We start from the raw sequence: 19068 nt of genomic DNA on the forward strand, positions 1-19068 counted from the left end.
TGTAAGCCTAACTGGAAGAATCATGCCAAAAATTAGCACATACTAGCCAGTTTTGAGCTTGTGCCCTACAGAAACAGCGAGACGGCGAGACTCCACATGACCACCGCGATAATCCCATCCAGAATTCGCCAGGCACTCGGCCGGGAAAATATCGGCCTCAAATACTGCGCACCGAGACCCAGGCTGCTAAACCATAGGATGGAAGCCAACATTGCTCCCAAAGCAAAATAGAGCCGACCATCCCCAGGTTGTTGACCGCCGATGGAGCCTAATAACACTACCGTGTCCAGATAAACGTGCGGGTTTAATAAACTGAAGGCTAACATAGCGGCGATAACCGTCTTGCGGTCAGGCGCAGTGGTATTTTTATCCTCTTCCATCGCTGAAGGATTAATAGCTGAGCGCGCTGCACGCAATCCATACCAGAACAAAAATCCAGCGCCGGCAATTTTTATCCAGAATAAAAGCGATGGCGCCTCCATAATCATCTGCCCCATGCCTGCTACGCCGGCACCAATTAACACCACGTCGCAAATAATACAGATGGCAATGCAGGTCATTACAAATTCGCGTTTCAGCGCTTGCCGCAATAAATACGCGTTTTGTGAACCGATGGCAACGATCAAGCTGCCGCCCAGCCCGATACCTTTCAAAAAAGCGGTGGCTTCCATGGCCTTCTCCGTGCAAAAAAACGCCAGATTACGGCTCGCCGCAAGATAAGTATAATTAATCTTATTTGCTAAATATTAGGTGAGCTAATGAGCCGTGTAGACTATCGGGGACTGGCCGCACTGGACGCAGTCATCGATCATGGCAGTTTTGACAAGGCCGCTGCGGCCCTGTCGATCACCCAGTCGGCGGTGTCGCAGCGCATCCGCATGCTGGAAAACAGCGCCGGCGAGTTGCTGATTGTGCGCAGCCAACCGCCCTCGCCAACCGAAGCCGGACAGCGCCTGATCGCCCATTACCGCCAAGTGCGGCTGCTGGAATCGGCGCTGGACAAGCGCCCCGGCGAGCTCGATATCCGTCCCGAAATCGCCATCGCCGTCAATGCCGACAGCGCCGCCACCTGGCTACAGGAAGCGGTGACGCCGCTGATGCACAGCGGCGACTGCATGTTGCAGATCCGGCTGGACGACCAGGATCACACGCTGAGCATGCTGCGCGAAGGCCGGGTTTTCGGCTGCGTCACCAGCGAAACCGCCCAGGTGCCCGGCACTACCGCCACGCCGCTGGGCATCATGCGCTATTTCTGCGTAGCGACACCGGAGTTTGCCGCCCGCTGGTTTCCGGACGGCATGACTGCGGAAACCGTCCAGCGCGCGCCGGTGATGACCTTCGACCGCAAGGACATGCTGCAAACCCGCTTCATCGCCCAGCATACCGGCTATACCGGCCGCTATCCGCACCACGCGCTGTCCAGCTCGGAAGGGTATGTGCGGTTTGTCGAAGCGGGATTTGGCTACGGCATGCTGCCGCTGCCGCAATGCCAGCGGCAACTCCAGCAAGGCCAACTGGTCGACCTGGCGCCGGGAAAATGGCTGGACGTGCCGCTGATCTGGCATATGTGGGACATCCAGACGCCGTTCACGCGCGCATTGTCGGATAACTTGATCGCTACTGCACGCAAATGGCTGCTTTAATCGGCCAACTCGGTACGCACACGGGCTTCCCATGCCGCCACGTCCGGCTGGTGCAGATAGCGCACTTCCGACGCTGGCTCAATCATCGGCGGGCCGACGCGCTGGTAAATCATCACGCTGGTCCACGATAGCGTGCCCGGCGCATGCGATTGCAGCAGCCGGAACGCCGGGTGCTTGATCGGATAGGTGGTGGTAGTGACCAGCGCACCTTCCTGCAATTCACGCGCCAATTTGTTGCTGATCGCGTCCATCAGCGGACCGAAGCAGGTGCTGTACAAAAACACCAGACTGGCGCCGCGCACATCGAACTTGAACATATCGCTCTCGACAAAAGCGATGCGCGAACCCAATTCCAGCAAATGGCTGCCGCTGGCCGGCAGGCCGGACGGCAAGAGCAGCGGCGTATCGAGCGTCAGCGGTCGCGGCAGGGATTCCAGCCCCTTGCGGGTCAGCGTCAGCAGCTTGATCAGCCGCTCCTGCGCCAGCCGATGCCGGTAATTCATCAGCTCGATGCCAACGCAGCGCGTGAAGGGCAACGTCAGCGCCGCCGTCATCACCACCTTGCCCAGGCCACTGCCGAGGTCGACCATCACGCCGCCCGGCGACAAAAACGGTTTGATGGCGTCGAAGTAGTTTTCCAGCTCGAAGCGCTGCATTTCGCCGTAGATCAGGCCACCTTCGAGAATCAGCCAGTCACGCACCTCCTCGTCGGAAATGGCTTCCAGCGGGCGAAAACTGGGCAGCGGCGCCAGCTTGGGCAGCATGCCCATCGGCAGGATGCTGGCCGGCAGCGTGCCAATCATCACGCTCAGGTGCGGCCGCAGGCGCTCGATCAGATAATCGTGACGGCTCGGCTTTTCCAGGCAGGCGCGCAGCGCGTAGCCGATTTCCAGGAACGGCAGGAATGGCGAACCGGGCGTCAACTCCAGCGTGGGACGCGCGTGGACCTCGCCACCCTGGATACTCTGGAACAAGGATTCGAAAATATCAGCCGGCTGGCGACAGCGAGGAACCGGCTCGGCCGGCCGGTTTTCAGTACGGAAGGTGGGCTGCAGAGTCGTGCTATTCATCAGAACGAGGATTGCACTTCCTGTCAGTTTTGTAAATAGAACATCATGCCGGGCGCAAAGGTTTTAGCATCTTTGCAACATCGTCGTAATGCGCCTGCCAGCCTGAACTGGCCAACTTGGGTGCGCACACCGGGCATGCCACAAACGGATCGCAGTCATGCTGCAACTCGATGTAGAAACGGCCGATGACCGGTTTGCCCGCGTACGAATCCGTCATCACCGGACGCGACTTGAGCGACGGCTTGGCCACCGCCGGCACAAAATCGGCGCCGCCGGGCGGCAGCCAGCGCTCGAAGGCGCCGGTGTCTTTGCCATCTGGCACGTACCAGGACTTGCGCTCGCTGTTCCAGCGCGCGCCGAGCGCTTTGGCTTCTTCTTTTTCCGCGAACGGCACTTTTAAAAACATCATCTTCAATCACTCCCCGACAGCAAGATGATTATTTTACCGGCTGTGTGCGAAAATATGCGCATGCCTACGATAGAACCCCTCACCCTGACCCTGGCCGAAGTGGCCGAGCGCTGGAATCTGCTGCCGCAGGAAGTGCTGCTCTCGCCACATGCGCTGCCGATGTATTTTTACTTTGACGGCCTGGTATTCGACTTCAACGACAAATGGCACCGCGCCAATGGCGACGTCAGCATCGTGCAGGCGCTGGAAGGCCACAAGACGCGCCAGTCCACGCTGGAAATCGACTTGCAGCGCCAGACCATGCACAAGCGCGGCTTGCTGAAGCTGACGCAATGGGAAGAAGCGCTGAGCGACGAGGAAATGCAAAGCCAGCAGTCCGAATCCGACCGGCTGACCGAAGAAATCGCGCGTCTGGGCGAATTGCTGAAAAAGCGTAGCGAAGAACGCCAGCGCAGCGTGCGTAACGGCCTGTTGCGCGCCGCGCCGCGCAGTCTCAACGAAATCGCCGAGCGCGGCCAGACCCGCTTTCCGCAATTCGCCTACATGCCGCACACGCCCAACCGTCCGGCCGGCGAGGCGGCGGCCATCGTCGAAGGATCTGTAGTGGCGCTGGAAGACGGCTTCCCGCTGAAGGAATTTTTAACCGGCGCGGATCTGGTGGTGTCGATGCTGGATATCCGCGCCGTCGAAGACCTGGCTAAATAAGCGCGATCCGCTTCTGCTCGCGCGCCGAGCGGTAGATCGCTTCCACGATACGGATATCGCGCAAGCCTTCCTCGCCCGGCACGATCGGCTCCTTGTTATTGAGCACGCACAGCGACAGATGGTCCAGCTGGCCGGACCATTGCGTCGCGCCCGGCCCCGGCGCTGGCGTGATCAGGTTGCTGCGGTCTTGGCCCACCCACAGCTTGTTGCCGTCATAGCGCGTCCCCGGCTCCATATCGATGCGGCCCTTGTCGCCCATCAGCAAAATGTGGTTCTGGTTGGCGCTGTACATCGACATGCAGGACGCGATGACGCCGGACGGGAACTCCAGCTCGAACTCGATCATATCCTCCACCTCGCGGAAGCGCGGATCGTGGCGGTCGGTGGTTTCCTTGGCGTAGACGGCGATCGGTTCCTCGGCCGTCATATAGCGCGCGGCGTTGAGCGCGTAGATGCCGATGTCCATCAGCGAACCGCCGCCGGACATGGCTTTCTTCAGGCGCCAGGAGTTGGGATTGCCGGCGGTGAAGCCGTGTTCGGAGCGGAAGTAGCGCAGCTTGCCGATCTCACCGGCACGGGCGCGGCGGCGCGCTTCCAGATTGTTGGCCTCGAAGTGGCAGCGGTAGCCGATCATCAATTTCTTGCCGGCCTTTTTGCAGGCGGCGATCATCGCTTCGCACTCTTTGGACGACACCGCCATCGGCTTCTCGCACATCACATGCTTGCCGGCTTGCGCGGCGCGGATGGTGTACTCGGCGTGCATCGAGACCGGCAGGCAGACGTAGACCACGTCGATATCCGGATTGTCCTTGATGCTGTCGAAGTTCTGGTAATTGTAGATGCTGCGTTCCGGCACGCCGTACTCGGCCGCGACACGCTTGGCCTTGACCGGGTCGCCACTGACCAGCGCCACCAGCTTGCTGTGCTGGCAGTTCTTAAACTGCGGAATAATAATCCCCAGCCCGTAGCCGCCCAGCCCGACAATCGCATAACCCAGCTTCCGCTCCGGCGTTGCCGCCAACACCGGCAAACCCACCGCCGATACGGTGATAGCGCTACCAGCAGCCAACACAAGGCCGCGTCTATTCAAATCAATCATCTCCTCACTCCTTTTGGTAGTTTGTCAGGCGATTTTAGTACAAACTAAGAAGACTGAGTCCAGCAAGAGGCAGCCATGCTTACCGTCAATCTCAATGAAGCAAAAACCCATCTTGCAAGACTTGTTGAGCAAGCTGCCCAAGGAGAGCCGTTTGTGATCACAAAGGCGAGGAAACCTCTTGTAAAGGTAACTGCACTCCACCCGCCAAAAATTGATCAAACTCACCGTCTCGGTTCACTTTACTTGATGACGCGAATAACGAGCTGTTGTTCAGTGCTGCCAGCCTATGGGAAATTACGATCAAAAGCGGCCTCGGACGCAGCGATTTTCTTGTCGATCCGCGCCGGCTGAGACGCGGACTGCTTGACAATGGTTATAGAGATCCCGTAGTAGCTAAGTATCCTGGGCCCGTGCAAAGCGTGTGAAATAAACCGGGACCTGTTACTGAGCGCCGGGAGCTTTTGCTATTTGCGCCAAGGCGACGTCCAGCGCCTGCGCGGCGGACACTTCGATGTCCGGCTGCACGCCGGTGCGTTCCCAATTGGACTGGGTAATCGGATCGACACTGCGGCCAATCGCCACGAAGGCAATCAGGTGATGCGACACCGGTTCGCCAAACTGCTTGTGCGCACCGCCAGAAGTCTTGTGGCCGACAATCAACGCCCGCTTCTGCTTCTGCAAACCGTAAGCAAAAGCTTCCGCCGCCGATGCGGTTTCTTCGTCAACCAGAATATACAACGGGCGCTGGCTGCCGTAGCGTGGCCCGGTCAGCTTGGCGGTGGTGATAAATGAATCGGTGACTTTGCCACTGCGGTCCAACTCGTCCAGCAAATGCACAGGACGGTCATCAAAGAAATAGCTGGACAGCAGCGTCACCATTGGCGGCATGCCACCCTGTCCATCGCGCAAGTCAACGATCATGGCCTGGCTATCGGCCGCCTGCGACATCACCTTGGCCAGAGCCTCGGTGGCAAATGAATCCACAGGCCCGAAGCGGCTAACTTGCAGATACGCCACCTTGCCCTTCATCTCGAATTTGGCCAGACCAAAATTGTCCGGTCCCGGACGCGCTACCGGCACGGCCGGCTTGGGTGGCGGCGGTGGCGGCTCCTCCAGCGCATCAAACTCAACATACACCAGCCCGTTGTGCTGATCCGGCACGACGGCATCCAGATCCTTCTGCACCTGTTCCGCCAGGGCTTTCTCCTCCAGCCCGGCATAGTCGCCATGCTTCAGATGGCTTCGCAGACTATCGGCCAACAGCTTGCCTTTGGCAGGGAAAACGTACTTATCTTGCAGCTTCTTTGCGTATTCTTCAATCAGCTTGGCACGCGAGCCATCGTCAAATTCCACCGCCTGCACCACTCCGGCCAAGCTCAAAGCAGCCAGCACCACGACGCGAGAAAACGGAATCATTTTTGCCTTCGAATGAAGTTAAGGATGCAGGAATAATAACATTACTTACGGGAATGTTCGCTGGAAGTGGCCATCGACAAGATCAAGCGTGAGCTCGATAAATTCTGCTCGATCAACCTGACCAAGTCGGCCTACGACAAAGTCATCGCCAGCAGCATCGCCTCCGAGAAGATTACCAACAGCACAAGGCCAACAAGGCAAAATAAATTGCTGGCTGTTACAAAGCATGAGAATTGAAAGCATGTCGAACTGTAAAATTGCCGCAAGACAATTATTTATGGTTCGACATGAACAGCACAGCTCTACTGATCGCCGTCATCATCGGGATACTGATTGCAGTTTCGCTGATGCCGAAAAAGCGCAGCAAACTCAAGCCGCTTAGCCAGCTGAAGGTGCAGCCACGCAGGCCGTTGACCGCGCGCGAACAGCAAATGTTCTTCCGGCTAACGGAAACCCTCACCGACTGCACCGTGTTTGCTCAAGTCCCGCTAGCCGCCCTGCTGACCACCACAGACCATCAAGACCGCAACCGCTACGACCGCAAAATCGCCGACTTCCTGATCTGCACCAAAACCCTCACGCCCATCGCCGTCATCGAACTGGACGACGCTACTCATGACAACAAGATTGCGAAAGACGCTGACCGCGACGCCATGCTGAGAAACGCCGGTTACCAGACCATCCGTTACCGCAACTATCCATCACCGGATCAGCTACGCCAGGATATTGAGAACGCATTCAAGAAAGTTGCGGGGCTGACGCCGCAGATAGCGCAGAAAATCTAACGCCAGATGAAATAATAGCTGCCCAAGAGCAGCTATTAAAAATTGGTAGGCCCTCGCGGAGTCGAACCGCGCACCAAAGGATTATGAGTCCTCTGCTCTAACCAAGCATGAGCTAAGGGCCCGAAGAACACGGGAGCATATAGGCTCCCCCTATCTCAGTCAAGCCTTAGTTACCTTCCAGGAAACTCTTCAGCTTGTCCGAGCGGCTCGGGTGACGCAGCTTGCGCAAGGCCTTGGCTTCGATCTGGCGAATCCGCTCACGCGTGACGTCGAACTGCTTACCAACCTCCTCCAGCGTGTGGTCGGTCGACATTTCGATGCCGAAGCGCATGCGCAGCACCTTGGCTTCGCGCGGCGTCAACGAGTCCAGCACATCCTTGACCACGCCACGCATCGACGCGTGCAGCGCGGCGTCGGACGGCGCCAGCGTGTTGTTGTCCTCGATGAAGTCGCCCAGATGCGAATCGTCGTCGTCGCCGATCGGCGTTTCCATCGAGATCGGCTCTTTGGCGATCTTCATGATCTTGCGGATCTTGTCCTCTGGCATTTCCATCTTGATGGCCAGCGTCGCCGGGTCCGGCTCGGCGCCGGTCTCTTGCAGGATCTGGCGCGAGATGCGGTTCATCTTGTTGATGGTCTCGATCATGTGCACCGGAATCCGGATGGTGCGCGCCTGGTCGGCGATCGAACGGGTGATGGCCTGACGGATCCACCACGTCGCATACGTCGAGAACTTGTAGCCGCGACGGTATTCAAACTTGTCCACCGCCTTCATCAGGCCGATGTTGCCCTCCTGGATCAGGTCGAGGAATTGCAGGCCGCGGTTGGTGTACTTCTTGGCGATCGAGATCACCAGGCGCAAGTTGGCCTCGGTCATTTCGCGTTTGGCCTTGCGCGCCTTCATTTCACCGGCCGCCATCTGGCGGTTGATGTTGCGCAAGTCCGGCAGCGGCAGCACCACGCGCGCTTGCAGGTCGATCAGGCGCTGTTGCAGTTCCTTGATGGTCGGAATGTTACGGCCCAGGATGGCGCTGTAGGCGTGGCCGGCGGCCACTTCGCCATCGACCCATTCCAGATTGGTTTCATTGCCCGGGAATACTTTGATAAAGTGCGCGCGCGGCATACCGCACTTGTTCACCGCCACGTCGAGAATTTGCTTCTCGATGTGACGCACTTCGTCTACCTGGCCGCGCAGCGTGTCGCACAGCTTTTCTACCACTTTGGCGGTGAAGCGGATGCCCAGCAGTTCCGAGGAAATCGCTTCCTGCGCCTTGACGTAGGCCTTGGAGTTGTAGCCTTCCTTCTCGAAGGCGCGGCGCATCTTGTCGAATTGCAGGGAGATGGTGTCGAATTTATCCAGCGCAGCGTTTTTCATCGCTTCCAGCTGTTCGGCCGAGTAGCCGGCGGCAGCGCCCGAAGCGCTGGCTTCTTCCTCTTCCTCTTCTTCCTCTTCCTCTTCTTCCTCTTCTTCTTCGTCCTCGTCGCTGGCGGCGGGCGCCGGCGCCGGCGGCGCGTCTTCGTTATCGTCTACCAGACCGTCGACAATTTCGTCGATCTTGATCTCATCGGCGCGGATGCGGTCGGACGCGGCGATGATTTCCGCGATCGTCACCGGGCAGGCCGAAATCGCCTGGATCATGTCCTTTAGGCCATCTTCGATGCGCTTGGCGATTTCGATCTCGCCTTCACGGGTCAGCAGCTCGACCGAACCCATTTCGCGCATATACATGCGGACCGGGTCGGTAGTGCGGCCGAAATCGGAATCGACGGTGGACAGCGCCGCTTCGGCGGCGGCCTCGGCTTCGTCATCGCTGGTCACGGTGGCGACATTGTCGGACAGCAGCAGCGTCTCGGCATCGGGCGCGTGCTCGTAGACGGCGATGCCCATGTCGTTGAAGGTGCCAATAATGCCTTCGATCGCTTCCGGATCGACGATATTGTCTGGCAGATGGTCGTTGATCTCGGCGTACGTGAGGAAACCGCGTTCCTTGCCGAACTTGATCAGGGTCTTGAGTTTCTGGCGGCGGCGTTCGAGCTCTTCCTCGGTCGCTTCCGTATCCGACGAGAACGCATCTTTGAGCAGCGCTTTTTCCTTGGCCTTGCGGTCCTTGGCCTTGGCCTTGTCGACCGCCTTCAGCTCGGCGCGTTCGACCGCGTTGAGTGCGGCGACTTCGTCGTTCTCGGGTTGGAATTCTTTAGGTTTGCGCCCGCGCCGGCCCGGCACTTTGACCGAAGGCAACACGTAACCCGACGTGTCGATGGCTGCCAGCGTCGCCGCGTCGGTGGTCTGGCTGACCGCCGGCGGATTGCTGGCAACACGCGTCTCCGGCTTATCAGCCGTTTTAGCGGATTTTGCGCTCACTTTAGCTGGCTTTTCAGCCGCTTTGGATTCAGGTTTCTTGATTGGCACAGGCGCTTTCGATTACGGATAAAGTTTCGATCCTTAGATCACTACGTCTTCGAACTTGCCGACTACACAAGTCCGACAATACTACGACTTACTTACACCTGGGTCAGGCCGACCGCCCTCTATAGAACTCCAAGGAATTCTACTGCATCAGACACGTGCGCGGGGGCAAGAAACCGTGGCTCGGTGAGCTAGCAAACAGACTATTTGCTCAACCGTAGCTGGCCCTGGCCGCCGACACCTGTCCTTCCGCGTCGATCAAGAGCCTAACTCACTGAAAACAAACACACTCTGAACAGAAAAACGATGCCAAAACATACAACACTTAGCGTTTTATTATAGCACGTCACTTTTCAATTTCCAGAGGGAAGACCGGGACATCCCCCACTGGAATAATGACAGAAACGTTACGACACAAAACCAACAACAACTTAACGGATGGGCAACTCCGCCTGCGCCTCGCGCAACAGCTGATCCTGCTGTGCGGTCAGCTCGCGGTAGCGCACTCCAATCTCATCGGACGACAGGCCCGCGGCAAACAACTGGCTCAACTCATGCTTGAGCGCATCATGCTTGACCTGGCGAATCGCCGCCCGCAATACCACGCGCTCGGTATCGCGCTCAGTCTCAGGCTCCTTGACGATTTCAGCGATGAGGCTGTCGTAATCGTCGCCCAGCGACTTCAGATGCTGGGCAAATGCGGCAAACGCGCCACCCTCGCCCATCTCGCGCGCCGTCGTCACCAGCTGCGCCAGCCGCTCGGCCGATTCCTGGCCGAAGAAACCGAACGCCGCCTGGGCCGCGTCATCGATCTCCAGCGCCAGCGCCGGATGCGCCACCAGTACGCGCATGATTTGCAGCTCCAGCCCTTTCGGCTGCGGCCGGCCGCCGCGTGGCGGCGCGATCTTGTTCAGCGCCACCGGCTTGGACAGCTCGAACAGCACCTCGATTTCCGACGGCGAGGTCTGCGTCAGCTGCGCCAGGCCACGGACGATCTGCAGGCGCAGCGCGGTCGGGGTCATCGCCTGCAACATCGGCTTGGCGTCGAACTGCGCGCGGGCGCGGCCTTCGAGGCTATTCATATCGTGCTCGCCGCAGGCTTCCTTGATCAGGAACTGCGACAGCGGCATCGCCTCGTAAATTTCCTGTTCAAACGCTTCCTTGCCGTGTTCGCGCACGTAGCTGTCCGGGTCGTGCTCGGTCGGCAGGAACAGGAACTTGATCGTCTTGTTGTCCGTCACATGCGGCAGGCACGCTTCCAGCGCGCGGCGTGCAGCGCGGCGGCCGGCCTTGTCGCCGTCGAAACTGAAGATCACCGTGTCGGTCTGGCGCAACAACTTCTGTACGTGATGGGTGGTGCAGGCGGTGCCGAGTGTCGCCACCGCTTGCGGGAAGCCCATCTGCGCCAGCGCCACCACGTCCATATAGCCTTCCGTCACCAGCACATAGCCGGCGTCGCGGATCGCCTGGCGCGCCTCGAACAAGCCATACAGCTCGAAGCCCTTTGAAAATAAAGGCGTTTCGGGAGAATTCAAGTATTTGGGTTCGCCCTGATCCAGCACCCGGCCGCCGAAGGCGATGACCTGGCCCTTGGTATTGCGGATTGGGAACATCACGCGTTCGCGGAAGCGGTCATAGCGCTTGCGGTTGCCGCCATCCTCGTCCACTTTGTCGATCACCAGGCCGGATTCGGCCAGCGCCACCGCTTCATAGTCGGGAAACACGGAGCGCAGATTGTCCCAGCCGTGCGGCGCGTAGCCGAGGCCGAAGCGGGCGGCAATTTCGCCGGTCAGGCCGCGACGTTTCAGGTAAGCAATGGCCTCCGGCGCGCTGCGCAGTTGCAGCTTGTAGAAATCGGTGGCGCGCGTCATGGCTTCGGTCAGCGCCAGGCTCTGGGCCTGCATTTGCGCCCGTTGCGCTGGCGGAATCTTGTCGTCCTGGTCCGGCACCACCATGCCGACGTTTTGCGCCAGTTCCTTGACGGCATCGACAAAGCCCATGCCGGAATATTCGATCATGAAACCGATCGAGGTGCCATGCGCGCCACAGCCGAAGCAATGGTAAAACTGCTTGGTCGGGCTGACGGTGAAGCTGGGCGACTTCTCGTTGTGAAACGGGCACAGCCCCATGAAGTTCGCGCCGCCTTTTTTCAGCTGCACGTAACGGCCGACCACGTCGACGATATCGACGCGGTTCAGCAAATCGGCGATAAAAGATTGTGGTATCACTGGGCTGGACGGTCTCGGAGTGGATCAGACTATACCGCCGCCGCCGATGCGCCTTGATGCACATCAAACGGCGGCGGCGGTGTTGCTTACGCTGGGGTCAGCGCTTTCTTGACCAGGGCGGACACCACGGTCATATCGGCACGGCCGGCCAGCTTCGGCTTGACGATGCCCATCACTTTGCCCATGTCCTGAGGACCGGCGGCGCCCGATGCGGCCACGGCGGCAGCGACTTCAGCGGCGATTTCCTCGTCCGACAGGCCTGCAGGCATGTAGGTGACCAGCACGCTCAGTTCGGCTTTTTCGATATCGGCCAGGTCGGGACGGTTGCCCGCTTCAAACTGGGTGATCGAATCCTTGCGCTGCTTGATCATTTTTTCCACGATGGCCACCACCTGCTCATCGCTGACTTCGATCTGCTCGTCCACTTCCTTGCGCTTGATGTCGGCCAGGATCAGGCGAATCGTCGCCAGACGACCGCTGTCCTTGGCGCGCATGGCGTTTTTCATGTCTTCGGTAATTTGTTCTTTCAAGCCCATGAGGTTTCCTTGAGAAAATGTGGCGGTGAAAAAGCGAAAACCCGCTGCGGACCAAGCCGGAGCGGGTATCTCTTAGATGCCGCTAAACACAACCGGCGTGTGCCAGGTTGGCCTGCGTAAGCAATCTTAGAAGAGTTTTTTCGGCAGCTGTTGGCTGCGAATGCGTTTGTAGTGACGCTTTACGGCTGCAGCCAGCTTGCGCTTACGTTCAGCCGTTGGCTTCTCGTAGAACTCGCGTGCGCGCAGTTCGGTCAGCAGACCGGTTTTTTCGATGGTGCGTTTGAAGCGACGCATTGCGACTTCGAACGGCTCGTTTTCTTTAAGGCGAATAGTGGTCATGTAAAAATTCAAACCGTTGGAGGTTATAGGGAGACAGAGACTATAGCAGGTTTTTCCAGAAAATGGAAGTCATGGGCTGTCGGGAACAGCCCGCCATGCGGCTTTCGCAGGAAAAACAACAACGTGCAGGCGGCCAGTATATCAGACTGCCTGACCCGCCGCTACGCCGGACGCCCAGGCCCACTGGAAGTTGTAGCCGCCCAGCCACCCGGTGACGTCGACCGTTTCGCCGATGAAATACAGGCCCGGCACCTTGGTCGCCATCATGGTCTGCTGCGACAGTTCACGGGTGTCGATGCCGCCGCGCGTCACCTCGGCCTTTTTGTAGCCTTCCGAGCCGTTCGGCGTCAGCGTCCACTGGTTGATCACGGCGCCCAGCTTGCGCAGTTGCGCATCCGGCATGTCGGCCAGACGGGCGTCCAGCGCAAAACCGTGGGCCAGCAGCAAGCCTTCCGCCAGGCGGGTCGGCAGCCATTGCGACAGGACATTGCCCAGCTGCTTCTTGATGGTGCCCTTGCCTTCGATCAGCGTCGCGGCCAAGTCCAGTTCCGGCAGCAGGTTGATGACGATCGGGGTGCCCGGCTGCCAGTACGACGAAATCTGCAGGATCGCCGGGCCGGACAGGCCGCGGTGGGTGAACAGCAGGTCTTCGCGGAAGCGCGCGCCGCTCGGGTTGCGGCCTTTCAGCGAACCGGTCTCGACGTCGACTTCCAGCGCGATGCCGGCCATTTCCACGAACGGTGCCCACTGCTGCGGGTCGAAGGTCAGCGGCACCAGCGCCGGACGCGGCTCGACCATGCGCAAGTCGAACTGCTGGGCGATGCGGTAGCCGAAGTCGGTCGCGCCGATTTTCGGGATCGACAGGCCGCCGGTGGCAATCACCACGCTGGTCGCTTCGATCTCGCCGCTATCGGTCTGTAACACGAAGCCTTGTTCGCCCTGCTCCACGCTCTCGACCTTGCACGGCATGCGCCAGTGGACGTCGCCGCCGGCGCACTCGTCCTTGAGCATCTCGATGATCTGCTCGGCGGACTCGGTGCAGAACAGCTGGCCCTTGTGCTTCTCGTGGTAGCCGATGCGGTGGCGTTTGACCAGCGCGACGAAATCGGCCGGCGTGTAGCGCGACAAGGCGCTTTTGCAGAAATGCGGATTTTCCGACAGGAAGTTGGCCGGACCGGCGTTCACATTGGTGAAGTTGCAGCGGCCGCCGCCGGAGATGCGGATTTTCTCGGCCAGTTTGGCGGCGTGGTCAATCAGCACCACGCGCAGGCCGCGCTGGGCGGCCGTGGCCGCGCACATCATGCCGGCCGCGCCCGCGCCGATTACCGCTACATCAAACTTTGCCATGTTGTTCCCGTCAGTTAGTCAACCGTCGCCCTCGCGCAAGCGGGGGCCCATAGAACGCCGGCCGGGAGGCTCAGCATGGATCCCCGCCTGCGCGGGGATGACGAGGGGGCGCATTTTACTCGATCGGCTCGCTCACATGCTGGCGCGAGGCCACCGTCCGCGCCACCAACAGGCATTGCGCCACCTGTTCGGCGATCGGCGGCGGCACCGGCACGTCGCCGTCCAGCACCGACTGGATCCATGCGGCCGTGGTCGCCGCATCCTTGTTTTCCGGCAGCAGCGGCAGTTCGCCGACCAGCGTCTGCTTCGGTACCAAGGTCGTGCGCAGGCCGCCGTGGAACCAGTCGATCTGCTGCGCCTTATTGGCGTTGGCCACCGTCTCGCCTTCCGTGCCGCGCATCAGGAACGCGTCGCCGCGCTCGTGCAGCGCCGCCGTGGTGAAGTATTCGCCCAGCATTTCCAGGTATTCCGGATGGGTGTACGACACCAGCCGCAGCGCCGGTCCGGCGAACGGCTGCATGATCTTGACCAGCGTATGGGTCGAGTTGCGCACGCCCAGCTTGCGCCGCAGCGACAGCAGGTACGCCAGCTTGGGCGCCATGGTGTCGATGGTGATAAAGGCCGGCTTGCCCTGCGACATGGCCTCTTCCGCCTCCGAGCGGTGGCGCGCCGTCACCACGCCCAGCTCGTGCAGCACCTCGGCCGACGCCACCCGTCCTAGGTCAGTGGCGACGCCGTGCAGCAGCACCGGCACGCCCTCGCGCGCCAGCAGCAAGGCCAGCAGCGGCGTCAGGTTGGCCATCTTGCGCGCGCCGTTGTACGACGGAATCGACACCGGCGCAAACTGGCCCGGCGGCGCGTTGAACGGCTCGAACGAGGCCTCGGCCGCATCGAGGAAGCCAGCGATCTCCTCCACCGACTCGCCCTTGATGCGCATCGATAGCAAAATGCCGCCCAGTTCTAGGTCGGAAACCCGGCCGTCCAGCATGGCCTGGTACAAATCGTGGGCGTCGTCGCGGCTCATGCTGCGGGCGCCGGCCTTGCCGCGGCCGATTTCTTTGATGAAGCGGGCGGCGGCGAATGGTTCGGTATTGATAATGGTCATGGCAGCAAGCTTAAACCACTGGCGCGCATTTCGGCTACACTATCTGTCCCCAGAAATAAAACCATTGTAGAGATCATGATTTCCCCAGACATTGAAAACGTCAACGTCACCTCGTTTGCGCCGATGCCGTCGCCGGAAGCCTTGCATAGCAAGCTGCCGCTGACCGATCTGGCCTCCGAGACCGTGATGCAGGGCCGCGAAGCCCTGCGCAACATCATCGACCGCCAGGACAAGCGCCTGTTCGTGGTCGTCGGCCCATGCTCGATCCACGACCCGGTCGCCGGTCTGGACTATGCACGCCGCCTGAAGGCGCTGCAGGCCGAAGTGGCCGATACCATGTTGCTGGTGATGCGCGTGTATTTCGAAAAGCCGCGCACCACCACCGGCTGGAAGGGGTATATCAACGATCCCGACATGGACGATTCGTTCCGCGTCAACGTCGGCATGGAAAAGGCGCGCCAGTTCCTGCTGGACGTGTGCGAACTGGGCCTGCCGACCGCCACCGAGGCGCTGGACCCGATCTCGCCGCAATACCTGGGCGACCTGATCGCCTGGACCGCCATCGGCGCCCGCACGACGGAATCGCAGACCCACCGCGAGATGTCGTCCGGCCTGTCGACCCCGGTCGGCTTCAAGAACGGCACCGACGGCGACATCAGCATCGCCATCAACGCCATCCTGTCGTCGGCGCACCCGCACTCCTTCCTGGGCATCAATGCGCAGGGCAATGTGTCGATCGTGCGGACCCGCGGCAACGCCTACGGCCACGTGGTGCTGCGCGGCGGCGATGGCCGTCCAAACTACGATTCGGTGTCGATCGCGATTGCCGAACAGGCGCTGGCCAAGGCCAAGCTGCCGGCCAACCTGGTGGTCGATTGCTCGCACGCCAACAGCTACAAGAAACCGGAACTGCAACCGTTGGTGATGGCGGACGTGATCCATCAAATCGTCCAGGGCAACAAGTCGCTGGTCGGCGTGATGATCGAGTCCAACATCGTCGGCGGCAACCAGAAGATCCCGGCCGACCTGAGTCAGCTGAAGTACGGCTGCTCGGTCACCGACGGCTGCATCGACTGGGACACCACCGAGCAGATGCTGCGCGAGGCGCACAAGCAGCTGCTGGGCCGCCCGTAACCCCGCGCACCACTGCGGCCGGGGTCTGACCCCTTCGGCTGTGGGGTTAGTAGCAGTACGCCACCAGGCTGGTGGCCACGCCAAACGTCCCCGCCAGCGCCGCCTCGGCCTTGCTGGCCGGGGCGCTCAGTTCTTCCAGGTCCAGATAGACCCGGCAATTCTCCACCTTCACCGAATACCGGCGCGCGCCACTGAAGCGGGCGTCGGCGCCCTGGCATTCGAGCACCGCATGCACGCTTTCCTCATCGGAGCGGTACAGCGCCACGCCCGGCAACTCCTGCCAGCCCAGCCCGCGCGGCACCAGACGCACGCCGCCGTCAAGGGGCACTTCCTTCACTTTGCAAATCAATTTCCATTGTGCGGACATGGTTCCTCCTACGCTTTGCCTACTTTCTAAGCAAAACCGATGCCACGGAAAAACGCCCGAATTTCTGTCCATTTGGCAAAATTCCGCACCCGGCCAGTGCGGCGCGGCGCGGTGCTGGTGCATGCTTGCACGCACTTTCCTTTACAATGGCGGATTCCCCTTTAGACTTGTGCTGCTTCCATGATCGTTCTTGGTGTTGAATCTTCCTGTGACGAAACCGGCCTGGCGTTGTACGACACGCAACACGGCCTGCTGTCCCACGCCCTGCACTCGCAGGTCGCCATGCACGAAGAATACGGCGGCGTGGTGCCGGAACTGGCCTCGCGCGACCATATCCGCCGCGCCATTCCGCTGCTGACGCAAACGCTGGCCGGCGCCGGCAAGACGCTGGACGACATCGACGCCATCGCCTACACCCAAGGCCCCGGCTTGGCCGGCGCGCTGCTGGTCGGCTCGTCCGTGGCTTGCAGCCTCGGCCTGGCGCTGGACAAGCCGGTGCTGGGCGTGCACCACCTGGAAGGTCATTTGCTGTCCCCGCTGTTAGCCTCGGAGCCGCCGGAATTCCCGTTCATCGCGCTGCTGGTATCGGGCGGCCACACGCAGCTGATGCGGGTGGACGGCGTCGGCCAGTACACGCTGCTGGGCGAGACGCTGGACGATGCCGCCGGCGAAGCGTTCGACAAGTCGGCCAAGCTGCTGGGCCTGGGTTATCCGGGCGGCCCGGCGATTTCGCGTCTGGCCGAGTTTGGCGATCCGCTAGCTTACAAGCTGCCGCGTCCGATGATGCACACCAAGGATTTCAATTTCAGCTTCTCCGGCCTGAAAACGGCGGTGCTGACGGTGGTGAAGAACCACGAGGAGAAAGTCGTCGCCAACATCTGCGATCAGGACAAGGCCAATATCGCCCGTGGCTTCGTCGATGCGATTGTGGAAGTATTGACCGCAAAATGCGTGTCGGCGCTCAAGCACACCGGCCTGAAGCGGCTGGTGATTGCCGGCGGCGTCGGCGCCAATGCGCAGCTGCGCGCTTCGCTGAACGCGGCGGCGGCCAAGAAGAAATTCAAGGTCTACTACCCTGAGCTGGAATTCTGCACCGACAATGGCGCCATGATCGCCTTCGCTGGCGCGCGTCGCTTGATGATCAATCCAGACGCGGCCAAGAAGGATTACTCGTTCAACGTGCGGCCGCGCTGGCCGCTCGACGAGCTGAAAGTCATTTAAGCCTGGGCGAACGCCATGCCGGCTAGCACGGCAAGGCCGACCAGCGGAATCAGGTACTTGGCTTTGCCCTTGCTCAGGCTCACGCCACGCGCAGCAATGCGCTCGCTGCGCAGACGATGTTCGTCAACTGGCGACTCATGCGCCACGGTTTTATTGTCTTTTTCAGTTACGGTATTCATAACAGCCTCCATGTAATCGATCATCGTCCTTTCTGGAGGGCAATGCAATTGTTGTGCCAACCAAATAGGCAGTAAGTTGCCTAGTCAGCTTGATTCTAGGCGCTTTTGTGGTGAACTTGCCACACGATATAACGTTTCGGGCACTAAAACCGTGCACAAACACACGCTATCTTGCTTTGGCCGCATTGACAGCCCGCCGCTGCCCTTGCAGCCGTGGCGGCGCGTGTTCCGCCACATAATCGATGAAATGCCGCACACGTAACGGCATCTGCGTGCGCTGTTGGTAGTACATGAACACGCCATTGTTGACGGTAATGGTCGGCGTCATCAGCGGCACCAGCGCGCCGCTGGCCAGTTCCCGCTCGATCATGAACACCGGCACCTGACCAATGCCAACGCCGCTGAGCACAGCCATCAACTCCCCTTCCACCGTATTGAAACTGGCCACCGCCGGCACGTCCTGATAGACGGTGGCGCCGTCCACATGGAATTCCCACGGCAGCAGGCGGCCGGTATTCGGCTGGCGGAAGCCGGTGCAGCGATGACCGGCCAGATCGGCCACACGCTTCGGCGTGCCATGCTGCGCCAGATAGGCTGGCGACGCGCAGGTCAGCAGCGTGATCTCGCCCAGCTTGCGCGAAACGAGGTTGCGTTCAGGCGGACTGCCGGCGCGAAAGCCGACGTCGATCTTGTTTTCCACCAGATCGGTGAAATGGTCATCCAGTTGCAAATCGAAATGCGCGCCGGGATAGAGTTGCTGAAAACCCTGCAACAGCGGCACGATGATCGCGTTGCCGATCGAGGTCGGTGCAACCAGCCGGATCAGGCCATCAACTTCCAGCCGGCTGCTCTGAACCTGCTCCAGTGCCTCGTCCAGCAGCCGCAGGCCGGGATTGGCCAGCTCGAACAGCCGCGTGCCGTCGTCGGTCAGACTGAGGCTGCGCGTGGTGCGGTGAAACAGCCGCACGCCCAGATGTTCCTCCAGCTGCCGCACCGCTTTGCTGACCGCCTGAGGTGTCAATCCCGCCTCCACCGCCGCCTGGCTGAAGCATCACACCCAGCCTGGCGATCCGGCCAA

21 protein-coding genes and 1 tRNA gene are annotated in these 19068 nt (G+C 60.4%); 7 read left to right on the forward strand and 15 right to left on the reverse strand.

The genetic code is table 11. The features are described from left to right. Positions 1 to 65 precede the first annotated feature (65 nt). Entirely contained in the window at positions 66 to 671 is a 606-nt protein-coding gene (locus HH213_RS06065) for a LysE/ArgO family amino acid transporter (RefSeq protein ID WP_169111432.1), read from the reverse strand. An 87-nt stretch (positions 672 to 758) separates the two neighbouring features. Here HH213_RS06065 and HH213_RS06070 point away from each other — a divergent pair, with 87 nt between their 5' ends. After that, entirely contained in the window at positions 759 to 1643 is an 885-nt protein-coding gene (locus tag HH213_RS06070) for a LysR family transcriptional regulator ArgP (protein ID WP_169111434.1), read from the forward strand. Here HH213_RS06070 and HH213_RS06075 read toward each other — a convergent pair. Together HH213_RS06075 and HH213_RS06080 are read right to left on the reverse strand one after the other, a co-directional pair. Further along, positions 1640 to 2713 (reverse strand): class I SAM-dependent methyltransferase, encoded by a 1074-nt coding sequence (locus tag HH213_RS06075; protein ID WP_169111436.1) that lies wholly within the window; start codon positions 2711 to 2713, stop codon positions 1640 to 1642. The two genes, HH213_RS06070 and HH213_RS06075, sit on opposite strands and share 4 nt — an antisense overlap. 43 nt (positions 2714 to 2756) lie before the next feature. Further along, positions 2757 to 3122 (reverse strand): DUF5710 domain-containing protein, encoded by a 366-nt coding sequence (locus HH213_RS06080; RefSeq protein ID WP_110845069.1) that lies wholly within the window; start codon positions 3120 to 3122, stop codon positions 2757 to 2759. 60 nt (positions 3123 to 3182) lie between these two features. On the opposite strand from HH213_RS06080, the gene HH213_RS06085 reads away from it, so the two are divergent. Beyond that, positions 3183 to 3827: a hypothetical protein gene (locus HH213_RS06085; protein WP_169111438.1), complete on the forward strand. Its 645-nt coding sequence runs from the start codon at positions 3183 to 3185 to the stop codon at positions 3825 to 3827. Here the strand turns inward: HH213_RS06085 and HH213_RS06090 are convergent. Further along, positions 3820 to 4926 (reverse strand): Gfo/Idh/MocA family protein, encoded by a 1107-nt coding sequence (locus HH213_RS06090; protein ID WP_169111440.1) that lies wholly within the window; start codon positions 4924 to 4926, stop codon positions 3820 to 3822. The genes HH213_RS06085 and HH213_RS06090 overlap by 8 nt on opposite strands. Positions 4927 to 5001: 75 nt before the next feature. On the opposite strand from HH213_RS06090, the gene HH213_RS06095 reads away from it, so the two are divergent. Next, complete coding sequence (locus tag HH213_RS06095) at positions 5002 to 5277, forward strand: type II toxin-antitoxin system Phd/YefM family antitoxin (protein ID WP_169111441.1); 276 nt, start codon at positions 5002 to 5004, stop codon at positions 5275 to 5277. A gap of 90 nt (positions 5278 to 5367) precedes the next feature. Here the strand turns inward: HH213_RS06095 and HH213_RS06100 are convergent, their stop codons facing one another. Then, positions 5368 to 6342: a S41 family peptidase gene (locus HH213_RS06100; RefSeq protein WP_169111442.1), complete on the reverse strand. Its 975-nt coding sequence runs from the start codon at positions 6340 to 6342 to the stop codon at positions 5368 to 5370. A 66-nt stretch (positions 6343 to 6408) separates the two neighbouring features. On the opposite strand from HH213_RS06100, the gene HH213_RS30065 reads away from it, so the two are divergent. Beyond that, entirely contained in the window at positions 6409 to 6579 is a 171-nt protein-coding gene (locus HH213_RS30065) for a hypothetical protein (protein WP_229263323.1), read from the forward strand. A 20-nt stretch (positions 6580 to 6599) separates the two neighbouring features. Beyond that, complete coding sequence (locus HH213_RS06110) at positions 6600 to 7127, forward strand: DUF2726 domain-containing protein (RefSeq protein WP_169111444.1); 528 nt, start codon at positions 6600 to 6602, stop codon at positions 7125 to 7127. Positions 7128 to 7170: 43 nt separating this feature from the next. On the opposite strand, the gene HH213_RS06115 is transcribed toward HH213_RS06110, so the two are convergent. The 7 genes from HH213_RS06115 to ybiB all read right to left on the reverse strand — a co-directional run bounded on the left by HH213_RS06115 (position 7171) and on the right by ybiB (position 15089). Beyond that, a tRNA-Ile gene (locus HH213_RS06115) sits at positions 7171 to 7249 on the reverse strand. A 44-nt stretch (positions 7250 to 7293) separates the two neighbouring features. Next, complete coding sequence (gene rpoD / locus HH213_RS06120; RefSeq protein WP_110845077.1) at positions 7294 to 9537, reverse strand: RNA polymerase sigma factor RpoD; 2244 nt, start codon at positions 9535 to 9537, stop codon at positions 7294 to 7296. Positions 9538 to 9965: 428 nt separating this feature from the next. Continuing rightward, the gene (gene dnaG / locus HH213_RS06125) at positions 9966 to 11762 is read right to left on the reverse strand and encodes a DNA primase (protein WP_169111446.1); all 1797 of its coding nucleotides are present in this window, start codon (positions 11760 to 11762) and stop codon (positions 9966 to 9968) included. Between the two features lie 86 nt (positions 11763 to 11848). Further along, positions 11849 to 12298 (reverse strand): GatB/YqeY domain-containing protein, encoded by a 450-nt coding sequence (locus HH213_RS06130; protein WP_110845079.1) that lies wholly within the window; start codon positions 12296 to 12298, stop codon positions 11849 to 11851. Between the two features lie 126 nt (positions 12299 to 12424). Continuing rightward, a complete protein-coding gene (gene rpsU, locus HH213_RS06135) occupies positions 12425 to 12637 on the reverse strand; it encodes a 30S ribosomal protein S21 (protein ID WP_008451879.1) in 213 nt (70 codons plus the stop codon). 141 nt (positions 12638 to 12778) lie between these two features. Further along, a complete protein-coding gene (locus HH213_RS06140) occupies positions 12779 to 13984 on the reverse strand; it encodes a BaiN/RdsA family NAD(P)/FAD-dependent oxidoreductase (protein WP_169111448.1) in 1206 nt (401 codons plus the stop codon). A 115-nt stretch (positions 13985 to 14099) separates the two neighbouring features. Further along, on the reverse strand, positions 14100 to 15089 hold the full coding sequence (ybiB, locus tag HH213_RS06145; protein ID WP_169111450.1) for a DNA-binding protein YbiB: 990 nt from the start codon (positions 15087 to 15089) through the stop codon (positions 14100 to 14102). A gap of 75 nt (positions 15090 to 15164) precedes the next feature. Here ybiB and HH213_RS06150 point away from each other — a divergent pair, with 75 nt between their 5' ends. Further along, positions 15165 to 16223: a 3-deoxy-7-phosphoheptulonate synthase gene (locus HH213_RS06150; RefSeq protein WP_110845082.1), complete on the forward strand. Its 1059-nt coding sequence runs from the start codon at positions 15165 to 15167 to the stop codon at positions 16221 to 16223. A gap of 46 nt (positions 16224 to 16269) precedes the next feature. Here HH213_RS06150 and HH213_RS06155 read toward each other — a convergent pair whose 3' ends face one another. After that, positions 16270 to 16590: a hypothetical protein gene (locus HH213_RS06155; protein ID WP_110845083.1), complete on the reverse strand. Its 321-nt coding sequence runs from the start codon at positions 16588 to 16590 to the stop codon at positions 16270 to 16272. A gap of 180 nt (positions 16591 to 16770) precedes the next feature. Here HH213_RS06155 and tsaD point away from each other — a divergent pair, with 180 nt between their 5' ends. Beyond that, positions 16771 to 17811: a tRNA (adenosine(37)-N6)-threonylcarbamoyltransferase complex transferase subunit TsaD gene (gene tsaD / locus HH213_RS06160; RefSeq protein ID WP_169111452.1), complete on the forward strand. Its 1041-nt coding sequence runs from the start codon at positions 16771 to 16773 to the stop codon at positions 17809 to 17811. On the opposite strand, the gene HH213_RS06165 is transcribed toward tsaD, so the two are convergent. Both HH213_RS06165 and HH213_RS06170 read right to left on the reverse strand, forming a co-directional pair. Next, a complete protein-coding gene (locus tag HH213_RS06165) occupies positions 17808 to 17990 on the reverse strand; it encodes a hypothetical protein (protein ID WP_110845649.1) in 183 nt (60 codons plus the stop codon). The two genes, tsaD and HH213_RS06165, sit on opposite strands and share 4 nt — an antisense overlap. A 166-nt stretch (positions 17991 to 18156) precedes the next feature. After that, positions 18157 to 19011 carry a LysR family transcriptional regulator gene (locus tag HH213_RS06170; RefSeq protein ID WP_229263325.1) on the reverse strand — a complete coding sequence of 285 codons (855 nt, stop codon included), beginning with the start codon at positions 19009 to 19011 and terminating at the stop codon, positions 18157 to 18159. Between the last annotated feature and the right edge of the window lie 57 nt (positions 19012 to 19068).

Source organism: Duganella dendranthematis (assembly GCF_012849375.1).
Taxonomy (GTDB): Bacteria; Pseudomonadota; Gammaproteobacteria; order Burkholderiales; family Burkholderiaceae_D; genus Rugamonas; species Rugamonas dendranthematis.